Raw genomic sequence first — 17,559 nt, 5'->3', positions numbered from 1 at the left:
GTTTTACTAGTGCGTGATGTCAGCGGTTTACAAGTCCACCTGGCCTTTGCTGGTAAAGGTGCCGTTCTCAACGGCCATCTCAACCACAACACCAGGGACATCGCCATTATCGTCAAACTCATGGGTACCGGAGGCGCCTTCGTAGTTAATATCGGTACCCGCAGCGATCAGCTCCACCGCTTTTTCCCACTCGCCGGGCAGGATCACTTCACCCGGAGCACTCGCAACGCTACGTAGTGCTTCCGATAGCCTTTCGCGATCCGCACTGCCGTTCTGCTCAATAGCTAGCGCAATTAGGAAGGCTGCATCGTAAGCCTGAGCCGCAAACACGGCGCTGGGGTCGATGTCAGCTTCCATCGCTGCGTTGTTAAATATTTCAGTGCCAGGTAGCTCTGGGCTGCCAGGACGAGTGGCAATCATGCCATCCAACACGTCAGCGCCAATTGCTTCTACCAGGCTATCGCCCACCATGCCGTCCGCCCCCACGTATTGGGTGAACATGCCGCTCTCATAGGCTTGGCGCAGCACCGTTTGGCCCGAGGTGTCTGCGTAAGCCAGCACGACCAGGGTATCCGCGCCGCTGGCAGAGAGTGAGCCCAGCTCCGAGCGATAATCAGCACGGTTATCTTCGTGGGCTAGGTTGGCCGCTACCTCACCGCCACCGGCGGTAAACGCCTCACTAAAGGCATCGGAGAGGCCACGTCCATAGTCGTTATTCACAAAGGTAACGGCAACGTAGTTGATGCCTTTATCCAGCAGCAGCTTAGCTAGGATTTCGCCCTGGAAGGCATCTGACGGCACGGTGCGGAAGACTAGGTCGTTATCCTCTAGCGCAGTGACCGCCGGCGCTGTTGACGCGGGTGACACCATCAGCACGCCGCCAGGAATAGCGGCATTGTTGGCAGCCGCAATGGTTGCCCCGGTACACAGTGCCCCGACGATGGCGGTCACGTTTTCAGAGTTCACCATTCGGTCTGCCGCGTTAGACGCTGCCGACGCGTCGGAACAGGTTGTATCGCCGGAGGGCATTTCCAGGGTTTGACCGCCCAAGATGCCACCCTGCTCATTAACCTGAGCGACCGCTAATTGAGCACCGGCAAAGATCGGCGGTGTCAAACTCTCAATTCCCCCGGTAAAGCCGCCCAAGAAGCCAACTTTGACCTCCGCCTGGGCCATCCCGGTTAAGGCAAGTGATGAGGCCGCTACGGCAATGGCTAATGCGCGCTTATTAATCATATTATTTGTCGCTCCCAGTAGGTTGAGTGCCCCGACTGTCCAGCGCAGGGCTACCCTTAATCTGGAACCGGAATGCAAAAAACACAAGCAACGCTTTCTAACGCTTGGTGTTTTTAGAGGCTGGCGTTTCTAAACGTTCGGCCAGTCGCTTCTGGCGGCGTTTGCTGCGGTAGAGCCGCACCAGGGCAATCGCCAGGGCTGCAGCCACCATGGCTGCCAGCACCACGCCCTGCCAAGGGCGCGCACTATCGCCCAGCACGGTTTCTAAAGTGATAATCAGCGTAAGGCCTAATGCCTGGGTGCCAATCGCCAGCGCGCGCAGCGTGTCAAAAGAGGATTGCGGCATCGACATCTCCGTCGTGTGTAGCGTGCATGGTATGGTGGCTTAGTGTACCTGCTTATTGGAACCACTATGAATGCCATTGCCCTTGGTCCACTGCTGATTTCTACTCCCCGGCTCTACGCATTTATCTGTGCGCTGCTGCTACTTTTTAGCAGCCGCTACCTACTGGGGCTGCCCGCTAAGCAGCATGGCCGCTGGTTTAATGGCTTGCTGGTGGCGTGGCTGCTCGGAGCACGAATAACCTTTGTAGCGCTTAACTGGGAGAGCTACAGCGCCAACCCGCTCGACACCCTGAAAGTGTGGCAGCCGGGCTATCACGCTCTCGGCGGGCTAACCGCTGGCTTGCTGTGGACCGGCTGGACGCTGCGCGCTCGGCTGCTGGCACTGCTCGGCGGGCTTGCCATGACGCTGGGGGCGGTTAGCCTCTGGCTGGTACTGGTTACCCTGGCACCGCTCGGCCAGCAGTTTGCCGTGGCGTCGCTACCCGACGTTACCCTAGAGGATGTTGACGGTAATGCGGTTCACCTCCCCTCGCTGGCGAATCAGAATGAGCTGATTATCGTGAATTTATGGGCTACCTGGTGCCCGCCTTGCCTGCGCGAGATGCCGTTGCTGGAAGAGGCTGACCAGCGCGACGGCGTCACCGTTGTGGCGGCTAACCAGGGGGAAGACCTGCTCCCCATCGTGCGCTATTTAGACGAGCAGTCGCTCGCCTTACGCTACCCGCTGCTTGACCCACAGCAAACCCTAACAGCACGGTTCCAAGCGCCAGGCTTGCCCACCACCATTCTGTTTGACCAACATGGCAAGACGTTGGATGTTCACGTTGGCGAACTAACCAGCGCACAGTTAGAGCGCTGGCTGAGCGATTGACCACGATAGACCTTAATCCCCCCGCTGCTTTGCGTTAGAATCCCCCGCCCTGTTTGTCGCCGGTGACCTGCCCCGGCGGCGTGCGACCCGATTTTGACGACTTCCTCGAGGCATCATGAGCGATTTTTCTCCCGGCCAGCGCTGGATTAGCGACGGCGAGGCCGAGCTTGGACTCGGCACCGTGCTTAACTGCGACGCCCGTAGCGTTACCATTTTGTTCAGTGCTAGCCAGGAAACCCGCACCTACAATACCCGCCAGGCACCGCTAACCCGCGTGATGTTTGGCAGCGGCGACCGCGTGCTCTCTGCCGACGGTTGGCAGATGATCGTTGATGACAGTAAAGAGAGCCGCGGTCTAATCACCTACATCGGTGAAGACAGCGAAGGCAACCTACGCGAACTGCCCGAGGCCAAGCTGGCCGACACCATGCAGTTCGACCAGGCCCGTGACCGCCTGCTCACCGGCCAAGTGGACCGCAACGACTGGTTCGACCTGCGCTTTCGTACCCTGCACCACTACCAGCGCATCGAGCAGCACAGCGCGCTGGGGTTTTCCGGCCCGCGTATCGATCTGATTCCCCATCAGCTGTATATCGCCGACGAAGTCGCCGGTCGCCATGCGCCGCGCGTTCTGCTAGCCGATGAGGTAGGGCTGGGTAAAACCATTGAGGCAGGCCTGATCCTCCACCGCCTGCTGCTGGCAGGGCGGGTAGAGCGTGCACTAATCCTGGTGCCCGACAGCCTGACCCACCAGTGGCTGGTGGAGCTGCTGCGCCGCTTCTCACTAAACGTGACACTGCTGGACGAGCACCAGAGCCAAGCCCATGGCAGCGCTAACCCGTTCGAGAGCGCGCAGCTGGTGCTGGCCAGCCAAGGCTGGCTGTTTGCTAATATTCATCGTCAGGATCAAGCCCTGGCCAGCCGTTTCGACCTGCTGATCGTCGATGAAGCCCACCATCTGGACTGGAGCCCGGAGAAGAGCGGCCCCGGCTACCAGTGTGTAGAACAGTTGGCGGCCGAGATTCCCGGCCTGCTGCTGCTCACCGCCACGCCGGAACAGATGGGCCTGGAGAGCCACTTTGCCCGCCTGCGCCTGCTGGACGCCGAGCGCTACCACAACATCGAGCGCTTCAAAGAGGAAGAGCAGCACTACGTCGCGGTCGCCGGTGCCATTGATGCCCTGGAAGAGCTGCCCCATACCGCGAGTGCCCGCGAACGCGTCGCCGCCGTGGCCGACGACCGGGACAGCCAAGCGCTGCTTGCTACGCTGTGTCACCCAGAGGCAAGTCCCGAGCAGCAGGACGCCGCCCGCGCCCAACTGCGCGATGCGCTGCTCGACCGTCACGGCACCGGCCGCGTCATGTTCCGCAACAGCCGCCGCCATGTGGGCGGCTTCCCTGAGCGCCGCCTGCACCTGGCCGAGCTGGAATTGCCTTCGGCCTATCGCCGCGTGCTGCGCCGCTTGGAGCGCGACGACGACTACCTGGACGAGCTGCTGATCGAAACCGGCATGGATCACCCGGACGTGCTGATCTACCCGGATGCCATGTACCGTGAGCTCAGCAACGATCCGCTGAACACCGAGTCCTGGTGGCATATCGACCCACGCGTTAACTGGCTGCTGGAGAAGCTTAGCGACGACAGCGAAGCGGGCTTTGCCAACGACAAAGTGCTGGTGATTGCCCACCACCGCGAAACGGCGGAAGGGCTGGCGGAAGGTTTACGGGTGCTGGGCGGCTACCATGCACCGGTTTTCCACGAAGGGCTGTCGCTCGTCGAGCGCGACCGGGCCGCCGCCGCGTTTGCCGACGAAGAGGATGGCTGCCAGGTATTAGTGTGCTCTGAAATTGGCTCCGAGGGGCGCAACTTCCAGTTCTGCCGCCACCTAGTGATGTTTGATATGCCACAGCACCCCGACCAGCTAGAGCAGCGCATTGGCCGCCTAGACCGGATCGGCCAGCGCCACGCCATCGAGCTGCACGTGCCCAACTTCACCGGCAGCCCCGGCGAGCGCCTGTTGCGTTGGTACCACGAAGGTATGGACGCCTTCAGCGCGCCCCACGGCATTGGCAGCGACCTGTTCGACGCCTTTGGCGATGCCCTGGCCGATGCACTGCTCGACGACGAAGCGCTCGACGAGATCATCGAAGAGACCCGCGAGATGTTCACCGCCAAACTTGCCGAGCGGGACGCGGGCCGCAACCGCCTGCTAGAGCTTAATGCTTGTCGCCCAGCACGAGCGCAACAGGTGATCGAGGCGGTGCGCGAGCTAGACGAGGACCCGGCGCTGCCCCGCTACGTGGAGCGCGCGTTAGATATCTTCGGGGTCGATAGCCAGGAGATCGGCAACGGCCTGCTGCATCTTCAACCCAGCCAGCACATGCTGGATGGCCTGCCGGGGCTGGTCAAAGGCGAAGAGGGCTTCTCCGCCACCTATAGCCGCGCCCAGGCGCTGGCGCGGGATGACGTACAGCGGCTCTCCTGGGAGCACCCGCTGCTGCGGGAGATGATGGGGCGTATATTAGACGGCACCATGGGCAACACGGCGCTGGCGCTGCTGCGCCATCCGGCGATCCCCAGCGGCCGCCTAATGGCCGAGCTGGTGTTCCGTACCCACTGCCCGGCGCCCAAATCGTTGCACCTGAACCGCTTTTTGCCGCCTACCGCCGTGCGGGTACTGCTGGATGAGTCGGGCGCGAATCTGACCAGCAAGATCTCCTTCACCGGGCTGGGCAAAAACCTGCAAAAGGTGAATAAGTCGCTGGCGCGGGATTTGATTAAGAGCCGCCATGACCAGCTACGCGAACTGCTCACCCAAGGGGAGGGCGAAGCCGAGCGGGAACTGCCAAGCATCGTGGAAGCTGCGGAAACCCGTATGCGCGCCCAGCTGGATGCTGAACTAGCCCGCCTGACGGCGCTGGCAGAGCACAATCCGGCGGTACGCAGCGAAGAGCTGGAAGCGCTGCAGCAGGAGCGCCAAGCGCTGAGCAGCGCGATCGAGAACACCCGCCTGCGGCTTGATTCCGTGCGGGTGATCATTACCGTCGACCCTAACGCGAGCTAATGCCCGCCGCTGGCGGCTATAAAATAGCCGCCAGCGCTTTTGAAAGCGTCGGGTACTGGAAGTGAAAACCTGCCTCGCTCAAGCGTGCCGGGCGCATATCCGCACCGGTGAGCAGCAGCTGCGACATCTCCCCAAAGCCCGCTTTCAGCACGAAAGCAGGCACCGGAAAGATGGCCGGACGATGCAGCTGCTTGGCCAGCGTTTGGGTAAATTCAGCGTTGGTTACCGGATGCGGCGCGCTGCCGTTAAAAGCGCCTGACAGCGTTGGCTCGTTGATCAGAAAAATGATCGCCGCCACCAAGTCATCCCGATGAATCCAGGGCATAAACTGTTGGCCATCGCCAAATCGCCCGCCTAAGCCCAGCTTGAACGGTGGCAGCATTTTCTGCAGCGTGCCGCCCCCCGCCTCCAGCACTAAGCCAATACGCAAAATAGCTAGCCTGACGCCCATGGCTTCAATGGGCTTGGCCGCCGCTTCCCACTGGGCACACAGCCGATGGGCGAACTCATCATGGGGCGGTGTGGTTTCATCCACCACGTTACTGCCCTGATCACCGTAGTAGCCCATGGCTGAACCGCTCACCATCACTTTCGGTAAGGGCTGACCGTTGGCCGCCAGCTGCTCACAGAGCGCAATCAGCTGCTGGGTACTTTCCACCCGTGAACGAACCAGCCGCTCTTTCTGCTCGGCGCTCCAACGCTTCGCCGCGATGGGTTCCCCCGCCAGGTTCACCAGTGCATCCGGCGGTGTGTCCACAAAGGCTTGAGCGCTATCGCGGATATCGCACGCCTTGGGTAGTTTTCCCCGCACCTGATGCGGCGCCCGAGACACCACCTGCACCTCGTGCCCCTGGTCAATAAGCTGTTGGCAGAGCCGTTGACCCACAAAGCCACTGCCCCCGGTAATTAGTACCCGCATGGTGTCACTCCTTTGGCGTTGGACGTCACTTGCGCCAGCGTGGTCGCCGCTACTGATTGATCAAATGGTTGATATCAAAAAGTGGTGCCAACACCGCCGCGCACGTTGCATATCGCTTAATTGTACGATATCTATACACAACTGCTACAGATAATTTGATTAACGCTACCCCACCGCGAGGATTTATGGCTGAACCGGCGAACGTAACGTCCCCACTTTCTAACGCGTCCACCGTGGCGATTATTGGTGCCGGTTTATCTGGACTAGCCTGTGCCCATCGGTTGGCACAACACGGCGTTAATGTTCAGCTATTCGATAAAGCGCGCGGCCCGGGCGGGCGGATGTCCAGTAAGCAGCGCCCTACGGCCACACTCGATTTAGGCGCTCAAACGTTTACCGTGCGCGATGCACGCTTTGCTCACAAAGTCGCTGAATGGCAAGCTGCAGGCTGTGTGGCTATGTGGCCGGTGCATCGCTATCAGGCTAGTGCATCCGGCTGGCAAATACACGATGATGGGCAAGTGCGCTACTGCGGGGCACCGCGTATGAGCGCCATTACCCGCCACCTCGCCGATACGCTGAGCACGTTCCATCACGCCTCTATATCGCTTGAAACGCACATCGCGGCACTGGATAAAATAACGCAAGGTTGGCAGCTCAAAGATACTAACGGCGAGCAATACGGCCCCTTTGACCACGTCGTCATTAGTGCACCGCCCCCGCAGGCGAAAGCGCTACTCGCAGGCTGGGAGCCGACGCTCTCCGCCGCCTGTGAAGCGCGCCCACAGCGAGGCTGCTGGGCGGCGTGGGCTATCTTTGACTCGCCGTTTCCGACCCTATCGGGCGTCGATACTGACTGGCAGAGCCTGCATACCCAGCACCCTGCGCTGCGTTTAGTCTCCCGCAATCACACCAAACCAGGCCGGGAGTCCCAGCCCGAAAGCCTGAGCCTGCTTGCCCAGCTAGACTGGAGCGATGCCCATATTGAATTAGCACCGGAAGACGCCGCACAGCAGTTGCTGGATGCCTTTACCTCGCTCATGCCCGAGCAAACGCCGCTGCCCGGGCTAGTTGATTTGGGTGCTCATCGCTGGCGCTACGCCCAGCCCGCTATTGCCGGTAGCCAATCTTTCTTGTACAGCGAGAGCGGTTTATCACTATGTGGTGACAGCTTTCGCGGGAGCCGTGTAGAGGATGCCTGGCTATCCGGCGATGGGTTAGGAGAGGCATTATTAGGCCGGTCGGTCTATTAACAGCCATCGATCAGGCACACCAGGAGAGAAACAGCAAAGGTTGTACCTAGCAGCCACAAGTTGTACAAAGGTGCCTATAATAGCGTGACGCTATCTTTTCGATTAGACGCTATTCATCGAACCGTTAACCGACTCAGTGGCACAGCGCCGTTCCGGCAGCCTACGAGTGCCGCGGCAATTATTGACAGACCCCCTGCAGCCTCCGCTGCAGGCAACCAAGAGGCAATGGCGCCCATGAGCAACAAGGCGACCCACCCACCCGATACCCCGCTCTATCCGATTCGGGAAGTTTCCCGCTTAACGGGTGTGAATTCGGTCACCCTGCGCGCCTGGGAGCGACGCTACGGTTTAATTCGCCCACAACGCACCCCTAAAGGGCACCGGCTTTACGCCCAGGACGATATCAGTCGTATTGAACGTATTTTGCAGTGGCTCAACCGGGGCGTGCCGGTCAGCCAGGTTGCCGACCTGCTTGATCAGCCCGACACGGTCGAGGCACCTGCCCCGGATGCCGGTGATTGGGCTAGCCAGCGCCAGCAGCTCCAGGCAGTGATTGAAGCCGTCGACCTGCCCAAGCTAGAGGCGCTCTATCACCAAAGCTTGGCACTCTACCCGCTAAGCATCGCCATTAACGAGCTGTGGCAGCCGGTGATCCTGACCCTAGAAGCTAAATGGGCAGTGCAGCCGGACGACTTCGTGCGCCGCACGTTTGAAGCGTTTTTACGCAGCCAGGTAGGGATTCGCCTGCACTACGCTAACCAGGCGACTCGTGGCCCGCTGATTCTACTCAGCGCCATGCCCGACGACCCAGGCCCACTGTGGGTGCTGATGTGTGCGCTGATGGCCAGTGAACAGGGCTACCGGGTGCAGCTCTTCGACCACTCGCTGTCACTCGACGACCTGCCGCAAGCGGTGTCGCGTCTGCACTCGTCGATGGTGCTGCTCTCCAGCGGCCAGCGGGAAAGCGACCACTACATTCGGGTTGACTTACCCAAAGCGGCTGAAGCGCTAGGCGTACCGATCGGTGTGTGTGGCGAAGTCGCACGACTGCGCGAGAACGACCTGCGCGACGGCTCCGTGCATATGCTGGGTGACGACCTACCCCAAGCGATTGCCCGCCTGCGCCCGCTGCTGCGTGAATCTGGCATTCTGTAAATCCAAGGGCAACCGGCCAACTTAAGGCATGTTTCAAGGACCTTCTTAAGGGCTTTCTTAAGGACTTTGCATGAACCTGCAGCTTGTTTGGTTTCGCAGCGATCTACGTATTCATGACAATTCCGCCCTCGCCGCTGCTGCCGCCAAAGGGCCGGTCGTGGCGGTTTTTTTGCGCAGTATTGAGCAGTGGCGTGACCACGGCCACGGCGCGAATAAGCTCGATTTCTGGGCACGTGGCGTCAGCGCGCTCAAGGCGTCGCTCAATGGCTTGAATATTCCGCTGCTGCACCGCGATATTGGGCATTTCGACGAAGCCCCCAACGCGCTTCTGGAGATTGCCCGCGAGCATGGTGTCAATCAGCTTCACTTCAATTACGAGTATCCGCTGAACGAGCAGCGCCGCGATCACGCGGTGCTGGACGCGTTCCAGCAGGCAGGCATTAACGCCCAGGGCCATCACGACGCCGTTGCGTTTGTCCCCGGCAGCCTACTCACCGGCAAGGGTGACTATTACGGCGTGTTCACGCCCTTTTCCAAGGCGTGGCACAAGCAGGTGACGGCTGAACAGCTTGCCCTGCGTGACACGCCCACCGTACAGTCGCCGCTGCCCATTGAAAGCGATCCGCTACCGGCGCTCCCTACGCTAGAAGACGAACCACTGGATGGCCGCCACTGGCCCGCCGGTGAGAACGCCGCCAGCGACAACTTGGAGCGCTTTTTGCGCTTTCGGGGGCGGCACTATAAGGACCAGCGCGACTTCCCCAAGGTGCGGGGTACCAGCGAACTGTCACCGTATTTGGCGCTGGGGATGATCTCTCACCGCCAGTGCCTGCAAGCGGTTATGAGCGAGAACGGCGGGCATCTTGCCAACGGCGACGCAGGCCTCACCACCTGGGTGAACGAGCTGATCTGGCGTGAGTTTTACCAACATGTGGCGGTGGGCTTTCCCCAGGTATGCCGCTACCAGCCGTTTCAAGCACATACCAAGCAACTCAACTGGCGGGATGACGACGAGGGATTTGCCGCCTGGTGCGAGGGCCGCACCGGCTACCCTATTGTGGATGCGGCCATGCGCCAGCTAGTCGCCACCGGCTGGATGCATAACCGTTTGCGGATGATTACCGCCATGTTTCTAAGCAAGCACTTGCTGATTGACTGGCGGCGGGGCGAAGCCTTTTTTATGCGCCACTTGGTCGATGGCGAGTTTTGCGCCAATAACGGCGGCTGGCAATGGGCAGCGTCAACGGGTACCGATGCGGCACCCTACTTCCGTATTTTTAACCCCACCACCCAGTCCACGCGTTTCGACCCAGACGGCGAATTTATTGCCCACTGGTTGCCCGAGCTAAAAACACTGCCCGCCAAGGCGCGCCATGCGCCCCCCAGGGACATGCTGAACCCCATCGACTACCCAGCCCCCATCGTCGACCACAAAGCGGCGCGCCAGCGGGCGCTGGATGCCTTTAAAGCGCTTCCCAAATAGCGACCTACCACCCGAGGTAGCGGCGCAACGCCGCTACCTCGCCAGCCAATCCGCCGCCTCTCTTCCCCACACACAACGCTTCCGGCAAGGAGTCCGTGATGACCAACGAGCAAGCGCTGGCGAACTTTTGCGCCTTCTTCAATAAACTAGACAACACCTGTACAGAAAAGCTATACGAGGTATATACTGACGATGTTGTTTTCAACGATCCGCTACATCACATTGAAGGTCGCGAAGCGCTTGAACGCTATTTCGCCACCATGTACGAGAACGTTGAGCGCTGCCGGTTCACCTTTCACACGCAGCAGTGGCAGGAAAATCAAGCGTTTGTGACGTGGACCATGGAGTTCGTTCACCCTCGCTTAGCCCGCGGCAAGCCGGTGAGCGTGGAGGGTTGCAGCGCTTTGATATTCGCCGAGGACGGCAGAGTATCGAACCACCGCGACTACTTTGACGCTGGCGCCATGCTGTATGAACACCTCCCTGTCATGGGGCGCGTTATACGCTGGTTAAAGCAGCGCCTTGGCTGAAAGGAGTGTGACCTCGTTTATACGCACGCAGGTTGCGTGCTAACAGGCCGCTACAGGAGAGCAGGATGAGCACATGGAAAACGCCCCAGCGCATCTGGTTGACCGGCGCGACTTCCGGCATTGGCGAAGCGCTGGCCCAGCAGCTGATTGCCCAGGGCCACCAAGTGGTACTCAGCGCCCGCAATGCAGATGCCCTAAACGCACTATGTGATGGCCATGCGAATGCCTACCCGCTGCCGCTGGATATCAGCGACCGCCAAGCGGTACTGGCCGCCGGTGAACAGATCAGTAAGTGGCTGGGCGCGCTGGACGTGGCGCTGTTCAACGCTGGCACCTGTGAATACCTGGATGCACAGCACTTCGATATAGGCCTTGTAGAGCGCGTTTTTACGCCCAACTTGTTTGGCACCCTCTACGGCGTCGAAGCCGCCCTGCCGCTGCTGCGTGCCGCCCGCAAAGAGGGCAAACCTGCTCGGTTGGCGGCCACTTCCAGCGCATCGGCCTACCTGCCACTGCCCCGCGCCGAGGCTTACGGTGCCTCGAAGGCAGCGGTGAGCTACTTTTTGGAATCCCTGCGCCTCGACCTTCATCAAGAAGGCATCGACGTGAGCCTGATCCATCCAGGCTTTGTGAAAACGCCGCTCACCGACCGCAACGACTTCCCCATGCCCATGCAAGTCACTGCCGAGGCAGCCGCCAGGGCGATCATTGCCGGGTTGGCCAAAGGGCGTCTGGATATTCATTTTCCGCGCCGCTTCACCTACATCGTTAAATGTTTAGGCATTCTGCCCCCCGCCCTACGGCGGTGGATTGGCCTGCGTATGACGCGGCAAACCGAGGAGACACCATGAGCGGCACGGCTTCACAGCGTATTGCGATTATTGGCAGCGGCATCAGCGGTATGGCGGCAGGGTGGTATCTCTCTTCACGCCATGAAGTGACGCTGTTTGAAGCGGATAGCCGCCTAGGGGGCCACACCGCCACAATGGATGTCGCGGTCAACGGCACACAGTACGCCATTGATACGGGGTTTATCGTTTTCAACGACTGGACCTACCCGCACTTCCAGCGCCTGCTAGCCACCCTCGGCGTACCCAGCCAAGCCACCGAAATGAGCTTCTCGGTGCATGAGACCGCTGCGGACTTTGAGTACAACGGCCACACACTCGCCTCCCTGTTTGCCCAGCGGCGCAACCTGTTTAGCCCCTCGTTTTATCGTCTGCTCAGCGACATTTTGCGCTTCAATAAGCAAGCTACCGCCGACCTAGAGAGCAAACGGCTACCTGCCGACATGACGCTGGGAGAGTATCTAGACCAGCACGGTTATGGTGAAGCCTTCCAGCGCCGCTACTTGTTGCCTATGGGCGCGGCAATCTGGTCGGCCAGCATTGGTGACCTGCGCGCCTTCCCCCTGACGTTTTTCGTGCGCTTTTTCCGCAATCACGGGCTGCTGTCGGTCAATCACCGCCCCCAGTGGTACACCCTGGTGGGTGGTTCAAAGCGCTACATTCCTGCGCTTACTTCGCCCTACGCATCGCGCATTCGCCTCAATACGCCGGTCAGCAAAATTACCCGCAGCGATACCGGTGTGATGATCACCACCGCCCAGGGCAGCGAGCATTTTGATCAGGTGGTGCTGGCTTGCCACGCCGATCAAGCGCTGGCCATGTTAGGCGATGCGACACAGGCCGAGCGTGAGATTCTGGCGGCAATGCCTTACCAGGATAACGAGGTGGTGCTGCATACCGATACCGCCCTGCTACCCCGCCGCCCGCGTGCCTGGGCAAGTTGGAACTACCGGCTGGATGGCCGTGGGGCCGATGAGCGAGTCTCGGTCACTTACAATATGAACATCCTGCAGCGCCTGGAGGCAGATACCACCTTCTGCGTCACGCTGAACGACTCCGACAGCATCGACCCCGCCAAGGTGCTGGGGCGCTATACCTACGCACACCCCCAGTTCACCCTGGCGGGTCAGGCTGCCCAACTGCGCCACGCCGAGATTTCCTCAGTAGCGCGGCGCACCCACTTCTGCGGCGCCTACTGGCGCAACGGCTTTCATGAAGATGGCGTGTGGAGCGCGCTGCGCGTAGCCCAGGCATTGGGTTGTGATGAAGCCGCCGAGCCGCCCACCACACCAACGGCGCTACCGGCCCATGAACTAATGCCCAACAGCGTTGGGGAGGGGCTGGGATGATTGCCGCGCCGCGTTCGCGCATCTATCACGGTACGCTACGTCACCGCCGCTTTACGCCGAAAACACACGCGTTTAGCTACCAGGTGTGGATGGCGTGGCTCGACCTGGATGAGCTGCCGACGCTGTTCGACGGTGTGCCCGGATTTAGCGCCCGCAAGCCGGCACTGGTGCGCTTTCGCCGCGAAGACTACCTTGCCCCCACCGACCGGCCGCTGCGTACCGCCGTGCGCGAAGAGCTAACCCGCCAGCTGGGCAGCGCGCCCAGCGGGCGAATTTTCATGCTGACCCAGTTACGCACCCTCGGGATGGTCTTTAACCCGATTACGATGTATTACGCCTACGACGAGCATGGCCGCTTAGCGGCTGTCCTCGGCGAAGTCACCAACACCCCCTGGCGGGAGCGCACCTGCTACGCCTGCCACGTTGATACTGGCCGCCATACCCATCAGGCAAGTTTTGCCAAAGCGATGCACGTATCGCCGTTTAACCCCATGGAAATGACTTACCGCTGGAAGTTCAACGACCCCGGCGAGCAACTCTATCTACACATGGAGAACTGGCAGCACGAGCAGCTCCATTTTGATGCCACGCTCACCCTTGAGGCAGCCCCTGCCACTCGCGGCGTGCTGCTGGCTACCCTAGCCAGGCACCCTTGGATGAGTTTGAAAACGGTCGCGGGAATCCATTTTGAAGCGCTTCGCCTGTGGCTTAAGCGCGTCCCCGTTTATAACCACCCCAAGCGCAAGGAGACTTCAAAGTGACCACCCTACATACCGCCCCCCCGCATAGCCAGATGGCTCGTCAGGATCGCCTTACCCGCTGGCTTAAGCCACGCCTAATGGCGCAGTTGGATGCCTTTCGCGGCGGCCGTATTACGCTGATTGAAGGCAATCAGTGCCACCATCTGGGTCAGGAAGGGCCGCTTCAGGTCACCGTGGTGATACGCCACTCCCGCGCCTGGAAACGGCTTGCCTTTGGCGGTACGGTCGGTGCGGCGGAGTCTTATATGGATGGCGACTGGGACGCCGATGATCTGGTGGCCTTGGTGCGCCTGTTTGCGGCCAACCTGGAACACGTTAACGGCAAAATGGAGAACGGCAGTGCACGCTTTACCCGTTGGCTATTAGGGCTTGCCTACCGCTTCCAGCGCAACAGCCTGTCCGGCTCCAAGCGCAATATCGCCGCTCACTACGATATCGGTAACGACCTGTTTGCGACGTTCCTGGATAAACGCCACTGGATGTACTCCAGCGCCGTGTTCCCCTATCCAGAAGCCAGCCTGGAAGAGGCCTCCACCTATAAGCTCGATATCATGCTAGAGAAGCTGGATGTGCAGCCTGGGCATCACTTGCTGGAAATCGGCACCGGCTGGGGTGGGCTTGCCATCCATGCGGCCAAAACCCGTGGCTGCCGCGTGACCACCACGACAATTTCCGAGGAGCAGTACGCGCATACCGCCCAGCGCATTAAAGAGGAGGGGCTGGAAGATAGAATTACCCTGCTGAAGCAGGATTACCGCCAGCTGTCCGGGCGCTTTGACCGGTTGATTTCCGTGGAGATGATCGAAGCGGTTGGCCACCAGTATCTCAATACGTATCTGGAGAAGGTAGACAGCCTGCTCACCGACGATGGGCAGGCCATGCTGCAGGCCATTACCATCCGCGACCAGCGGTTTGAAGAGGCCAAGCGGGACATGGACTTTATCAAACGCTACATTTTCCCCGGCGGTTTTTTACCCTCCCACCACGCCATGCTAACTAGCATAATGCGTAAAACGTCGCTCAACGTGGTCGCCCTTGACGAGATTGGCCAGCACTACGCCCGCACACTGCGGGAGTGGCGCCACCGCTTCGAGGCGAGCCTCGACCAAGTACGCAGCCAGGGTTACGACGAACGCTTTATCCGCATGTGGCGTTACTACCTGTGTTACTGCGAAGGAGGCTTTATTGAGCGCTCCATCGGCACCTGCCACCTGCTACTGGCGAAGCCTGCGGCCAAGCCCGTGCCGCTGACTGGGGCACTGTAAATGGTAGCGCCGTCTGCACCACGGCAAACGCCGCTACGCGCGATGCTGTTCAACGCACTGCGCTTTGAGGCAGGCTGGCTGCTGTGTGTACTGGGCGGCTCTTGGATCGCCGCGCTAACGGGGGCGGTACTGCTTGGCTGGCACTTCTGGCGCTGCGCCCAACCGGGCGAATGGCGCTTTATCGCAGCGTTTGCTCTGCTAGGATTGGGTGTAGACGGCGGGCTGCATTTAGTAGGCGGCTTCGACTTTGGCGAGCAAACGCTAATAGCAGGCTTGTTACCGCTGTGGCTATGGATGTTGTGGCCGCTGTTTGCCACCTTGGTATTCCACTCGCTGGCATGGCTGTGGCGCTACCCACTGGTAGCCGCTGCGTGCGGTGCCCTTGGCGGGCCGCTCTCCTACCTAGGCGGTGCAGCGCTGGCTAACGTAAGCTTAGCGCCGTGGTTGCTACCGGTACAGGCGGTCATCTGGGCAGTGCTCTGCCTGGGTATTAGCCGTTATGTACAGCGTTTTTCAATAACACGCCATCATTAACTGACACCCTCTGCGAGTGGAAGAGGCACCCATTTTTCTTCTAATTCCGAGGCCGGTAGCGGTTTGGCAAAATAGAAGCCTTGCACCATCGTGCAACCTGCTTTCACTAGAAACTGGCACTGAGCCTGGGTTTCAACCCCTTCGGCAATGACTTTCAGCTCCATGCCTTTTGCCATGGCCAGCACTGCTGTCACAATTGCGGCATCGGCTTGGTCGTTGGGCAATTCACGAATAAAGGCGCGATCTAGTTTTATTTTATCCACCGGTAGTCGCTTCAAATACGCTAGCGACGAGTAGCCGGTGCCAAAATCGTCGATGGCAATAGAGTAACCAAGCTCGCGAAGCGCCTGCAGACGAGGCCTCATATCCCCTGCTCGCTCGTCCAGCAGCACCGATTCGGTCAGCTCCAGACCAATTTGTGTTGGCTTTAACTGGTAACGTTTTACGCAGGTCGTCAACTGCGTTTCTAAGTCGCCCTGGAAGAGCTGCAGGGCGGAGATATTGATCCAGACAATCGTCTTGGGCATGCCGCTATGTTGCCAATGAGCTTGCTGGGCGCAGGCTTTTTCGATCACCCAGCTGCCCAGCTCAGACATTAGGCCGTGACGTTCAGCCAGAGGAATAAAGTCACCAGGCGAGACCATGCCTTCTCGCGGATGCCGCCAGCGCAGTAGAGCTTCCATTCCCACAAGCTCCCCAGTGCCCGGGTGGTGTTGCGTTTGGTAATGAAGTTCTAGCTGGTCGCCAGAGATCAGTGCAGCTCGCAGGTCGCTGACGAGAGCCAGCTGGGGATTATCCTGCTTGTCCAGCGCGGGGCGAAACCTCAAGCTATGGTTGCGGCCCAACCGTTTAGCGTTGTAGAGCGCCGACTCTAAACGCTGGAACAGCACGCCGGAATCCCGACCGTCTTCTGGGGCGCGACAGCTGCCAATCGTTAGACCTAGGCGTAGCGACTGCTCGTTAATCTCAAAGGGGCTACACATGTGATCCCGCAAATTGACGATCCACTTGTCGTGATCATCAAAGGTAGTGGTGCGGATAACCATGAACTCATCCCCCCCCAAGCGCCCTACTACGCTGCCCGCCATATAGCTGGTGAGCCGCTGGGCAAACCTAGCGAGCAAGCGATCTCCCTGCTCAACCCCCATGCTGTCATTCACCGACTTCAGCCCATCAATATCAATGAGGGCGATATCCAAGCTCTCGCCTGCACGCAGATGGCGAAGTCTTGATGACATTAAATCGTGCAGACGACGACGGTTAGGCAGACCCGTTAACGGGTCTTCATAGCCGATGCGGCGTAGGTCGCGCTCACGCGCTTTTTGCGCTGAAATATCAGTAAATAGACTAATGAAGTGGGTAATTTTACCGCGCTTGTCCGTCACCGCCCGTACTTTGAGCCATTCGGGGTACTCATCACCGTGTTTACGACGATTCCATATTTCGCCTTCCCAGTGGCCAGTCGCTTTTAGCGTACTCCAGAAATTCTGGTAAAACGTTTTATCATGACGTGGTGCGGCTAGCGTTTCTAACTTACGACCCAGCATCTCTTGGCTGTCATAGCCGGTAATATCGGTAAATGCCGGGTTAACTGCCAAGACGCGATTTTGGACATCGCTGATCACCATGGCATCCCCCGCCAATCCCATGGCGTCTTGAGCAAGACGCAAACGCAGGCGCTGTTGACGCACTTGGTTCCAGGCATCCCACAAACCAAAAGCAACCAGGCAGGCAGCTACCGTGCGTAAAGCCGCATCAGGAATCCAAACACAGGCAGGTAGCGCCATCAGCGCTATCCATACCATTGGGCGATTAAGAGAAACAGGCAGCCACATGGCGATTCTTGTTGTCCTATCAGTCGTCACTAACAAAAAATAAACGGCACCGACATCATGCCGCCTCAACAAAATCCTGGGTAGAGCATATTACGTCAACAGGCCGTTTAT

15 protein-coding genes are annotated in these 17,559 nt (G+C 59.6%); 11 read left to right on the top strand and 4 right to left on the bottom strand.

What is annotated here, in order from left to right; all coding sequences use genetic code 11:
* Positions 1-27 precede the first annotated feature (27 nt).
* Together LG300_RS00770 and LG300_RS00765 are read right to left on the bottom strand one after the other, a co-directional pair.
* Positions 28-1,236 (bottom strand): ABC transporter substrate-binding protein, encoded by a 1,209-nt coding sequence (locus LG300_RS00770; protein ID WP_404376542.1) that lies wholly within the window; start codon positions 1,234-1,236, stop codon positions 28-30.
* A 97-nt stretch (positions 1,237-1,333) separates the two neighbouring features.
* The gene (locus LG300_RS00765; RefSeq protein WP_404376541.1) at positions 1,334-1,582 is read right to left on the bottom strand and encodes a hypothetical protein; all 249 of its coding nucleotides are present in this window, start codon (positions 1,580-1,582) and stop codon (positions 1,334-1,336) included.
* Between the two features lie 66 nt (positions 1,583-1,648).
* On the opposite strand from LG300_RS00765, the gene LG300_RS00760 reads away from it, so the two are divergent.
* Together LG300_RS00760 and rapA are read left to right on the top strand one after the other, a co-directional pair.
* On the top strand, positions 1,649-2,452 hold the full coding sequence (locus tag LG300_RS00760) for a redoxin family protein (RefSeq protein WP_404376540.1): 804 nt from the start codon (positions 1,649-1,651) through the stop codon (positions 2,450-2,452).
* Positions 2,453-2,567: 115 nt separating this feature from the next.
* Positions 2,568-5,516 carry an RNA polymerase-associated protein RapA gene (gene rapA, locus LG300_RS00755; RefSeq protein WP_404376539.1) on the top strand — a complete coding sequence of 983 codons (2,949 nt, stop codon included), beginning with the start codon at positions 2,568-2,570 and terminating at the stop codon, positions 5,514-5,516.
* Positions 5,517-5,532: 16 nt separating this feature from the next.
* Here the strand turns inward: rapA and LG300_RS00750 are convergent, their stop codons facing one another.
* The gene (locus LG300_RS00750; protein ID WP_404376538.1) at positions 5,533-6,435 is read right to left on the bottom strand and encodes a TIGR01777 family oxidoreductase; all 903 of its coding nucleotides are present in this window, start codon (positions 6,433-6,435) and stop codon (positions 5,533-5,535) included.
* A 185-nt stretch (positions 6,436-6,620) separates the two neighbouring features.
* On the opposite strand from LG300_RS00750, the gene LG300_RS00745 reads away from it, so the two are divergent.
* From LG300_RS00745 to LG300_RS00705, 9 genes are all read left to right on the top strand, one after another.
* Complete coding sequence (locus LG300_RS00745) at positions 6,621-7,688, top strand: NAD(P)/FAD-dependent oxidoreductase (RefSeq protein ID WP_404376537.1); 1,068 nt, start codon at positions 6,621-6,623, stop codon at positions 7,686-7,688.
* Positions 7,689-7,922: 234 nt separating this feature from the next.
* Positions 7,923-8,843 (top strand): MerR family transcriptional regulator, encoded by a 921-nt coding sequence (locus LG300_RS00740; protein WP_404376536.1) that lies wholly within the window; start codon positions 7,923-7,925, stop codon positions 8,841-8,843.
* A 70-nt stretch (positions 8,844-8,913) separates the two neighbouring features.
* Entirely contained in the window at positions 8,914-10,326 is a 1,413-nt protein-coding gene (phrB, locus tag LG300_RS00735) for a deoxyribodipyrimidine photo-lyase (protein ID WP_404376535.1), read from the top strand.
* Between the two features lie 98 nt (positions 10,327-10,424).
* On the top strand, positions 10,425-10,856 hold the full coding sequence (locus LG300_RS00730; RefSeq protein ID WP_404376534.1) for a nuclear transport factor 2 family protein: 432 nt from the start codon (positions 10,425-10,427) through the stop codon (positions 10,854-10,856).
* 65 nt (positions 10,857-10,921) lie between these two features.
* Positions 10,922-11,707 (top strand): SDR family NAD(P)-dependent oxidoreductase, encoded by a 786-nt coding sequence (locus LG300_RS00725; RefSeq protein WP_404376533.1) that lies wholly within the window; start codon positions 10,922-10,924, stop codon positions 11,705-11,707.
* Positions 11,704-13,053, top strand: coding sequence for an NAD(P)/FAD-dependent oxidoreductase (locus tag LG300_RS00720; protein WP_404376532.1), 1,350 nt, complete (start codon positions 11,704-11,706; stop codon positions 13,051-13,053). The genes LG300_RS00725 and LG300_RS00720 overlap by 4 nt, the downstream gene beginning before the upstream one ends.
* Positions 13,050-13,814, top strand: a complete 765-nt coding sequence (locus tag LG300_RS00715) for a DUF1365 domain-containing protein (RefSeq protein ID WP_404376531.1) — start codon at positions 13,050-13,052, stop codon at positions 13,812-13,814. Before LG300_RS00720 ends, LG300_RS00715 begins: the two co-directional genes overlap by 4 nt.
* Complete coding sequence (locus tag LG300_RS00710) at positions 13,811-15,079, top strand: class I SAM-dependent methyltransferase (RefSeq protein WP_404376530.1); 1,269 nt, start codon at positions 13,811-13,813, stop codon at positions 15,077-15,079. The genes LG300_RS00715 and LG300_RS00710 overlap by 4 nt, the downstream gene beginning before the upstream one ends.
* A complete protein-coding gene (locus LG300_RS00705; RefSeq protein ID WP_404376529.1) occupies positions 15,080-15,613 on the top strand; it encodes a DUF2878 domain-containing protein in 534 nt (177 codons plus the stop codon).
* On the opposite strand, the gene LG300_RS00700 is transcribed toward LG300_RS00705, so the two are convergent.
* Complete coding sequence (locus tag LG300_RS00700) at positions 15,610-17,448, bottom strand: putative bifunctional diguanylate cyclase/phosphodiesterase (RefSeq protein ID WP_404376528.1); 1,839 nt, start codon at positions 17,446-17,448, stop codon at positions 15,610-15,612. The genes LG300_RS00705 and LG300_RS00700 overlap by 4 nt on opposite strands.
* Between the last annotated feature and the right edge of the window lie 111 nt (positions 17,449-17,559).

The organism is Vreelandella aquamarina, assembly GCF_044805175.1.
Lineage (GTDB): Bacteria > Pseudomonadota > Gammaproteobacteria > Pseudomonadales > Halomonadaceae > Vreelandella > Vreelandella aquamarina_B.
Note: the sequence above shows the minus strand (reverse complement) of the source record. Positions and strands in the feature narration are given on the sequence as shown.

What these genes read in the sequence shown, in the direction of transcription:
- LG300_RS00770 (WP_404376542.1), bottom strand. Translation starts at nt 1,236, where the DNA reads ATGATTAATAAGCGCGCATTAGCCATTGCCGTAGCGGCCTCATCACTT.
- LG300_RS00765 (WP_404376541.1), bottom strand. Translation starts at nt 1,582, where the DNA reads ATGCCGCAATCCTCTTTTGACACGCTGCGCGCGCTGGCGATTGGCACC.
- LG300_RS00760 (WP_404376540.1), top strand. Translation starts at nt 1,649, where the DNA reads ATGAATGCCATTGCCCTTGGTCCACTGCTGATTTCTACTCCCCGGCTC.
- rapA (WP_404376539.1), top strand. Translation starts at nt 2,568, where the DNA reads ATGAGCGATTTTTCTCCCGGCCAGCGCTGGATTAGCGACGGCGAGGCC.
- LG300_RS00750 (WP_404376538.1), bottom strand. Translation starts at nt 6,435, where the DNA reads ATGCGGGTACTAATTACCGGGGGCAGTGGCTTTGTGGGTCAACGGCTC.
- LG300_RS00745 (WP_404376537.1), top strand. Translation starts at nt 6,621, where the DNA reads ATGGCTGAACCGGCGAACGTAACGTCCCCACTTTCTAACGCGTCCACC.
- LG300_RS00740 (WP_404376536.1), top strand. Translation starts at nt 7,923, where the DNA reads ATGAGCAACAAGGCGACCCACCCACCCGATACCCCGCTCTATCCGATT.
- phrB (WP_404376535.1), top strand. Translation starts at nt 8,914, where the DNA reads ATGAACCTGCAGCTTGTTTGGTTTCGCAGCGATCTACGTATTCATGAC.
- LG300_RS00730 (WP_404376534.1), top strand. Translation starts at nt 10,425, where the DNA reads ATGACCAACGAGCAAGCGCTGGCGAACTTTTGCGCCTTCTTCAATAAA.
- LG300_RS00725 (WP_404376533.1), top strand. Translation starts at nt 10,922, where the DNA reads ATGAGCACATGGAAAACGCCCCAGCGCATCTGGTTGACCGGCGCGACT.
- LG300_RS00720 (WP_404376532.1), top strand. Translation starts at nt 11,704, where the DNA reads ATGAGCGGCACGGCTTCACAGCGTATTGCGATTATTGGCAGCGGCATC.
- LG300_RS00715 (WP_404376531.1), top strand. Translation starts at nt 13,050, where the DNA reads ATGATTGCCGCGCCGCGTTCGCGCATCTATCACGGTACGCTACGTCAC.
- LG300_RS00705 (WP_404376529.1), top strand. Translation starts at nt 15,080, where the DNA reads ATGGTAGCGCCGTCTGCACCACGGCAAACGCCGCTACGCGCGATGCTG.
- LG300_RS00700 (WP_404376528.1), bottom strand. Translation starts at nt 17,448, where the DNA reads ATGTGGCTGCCTGTTTCTCTTAATCGCCCAATGGTATGGATAGCGCTG.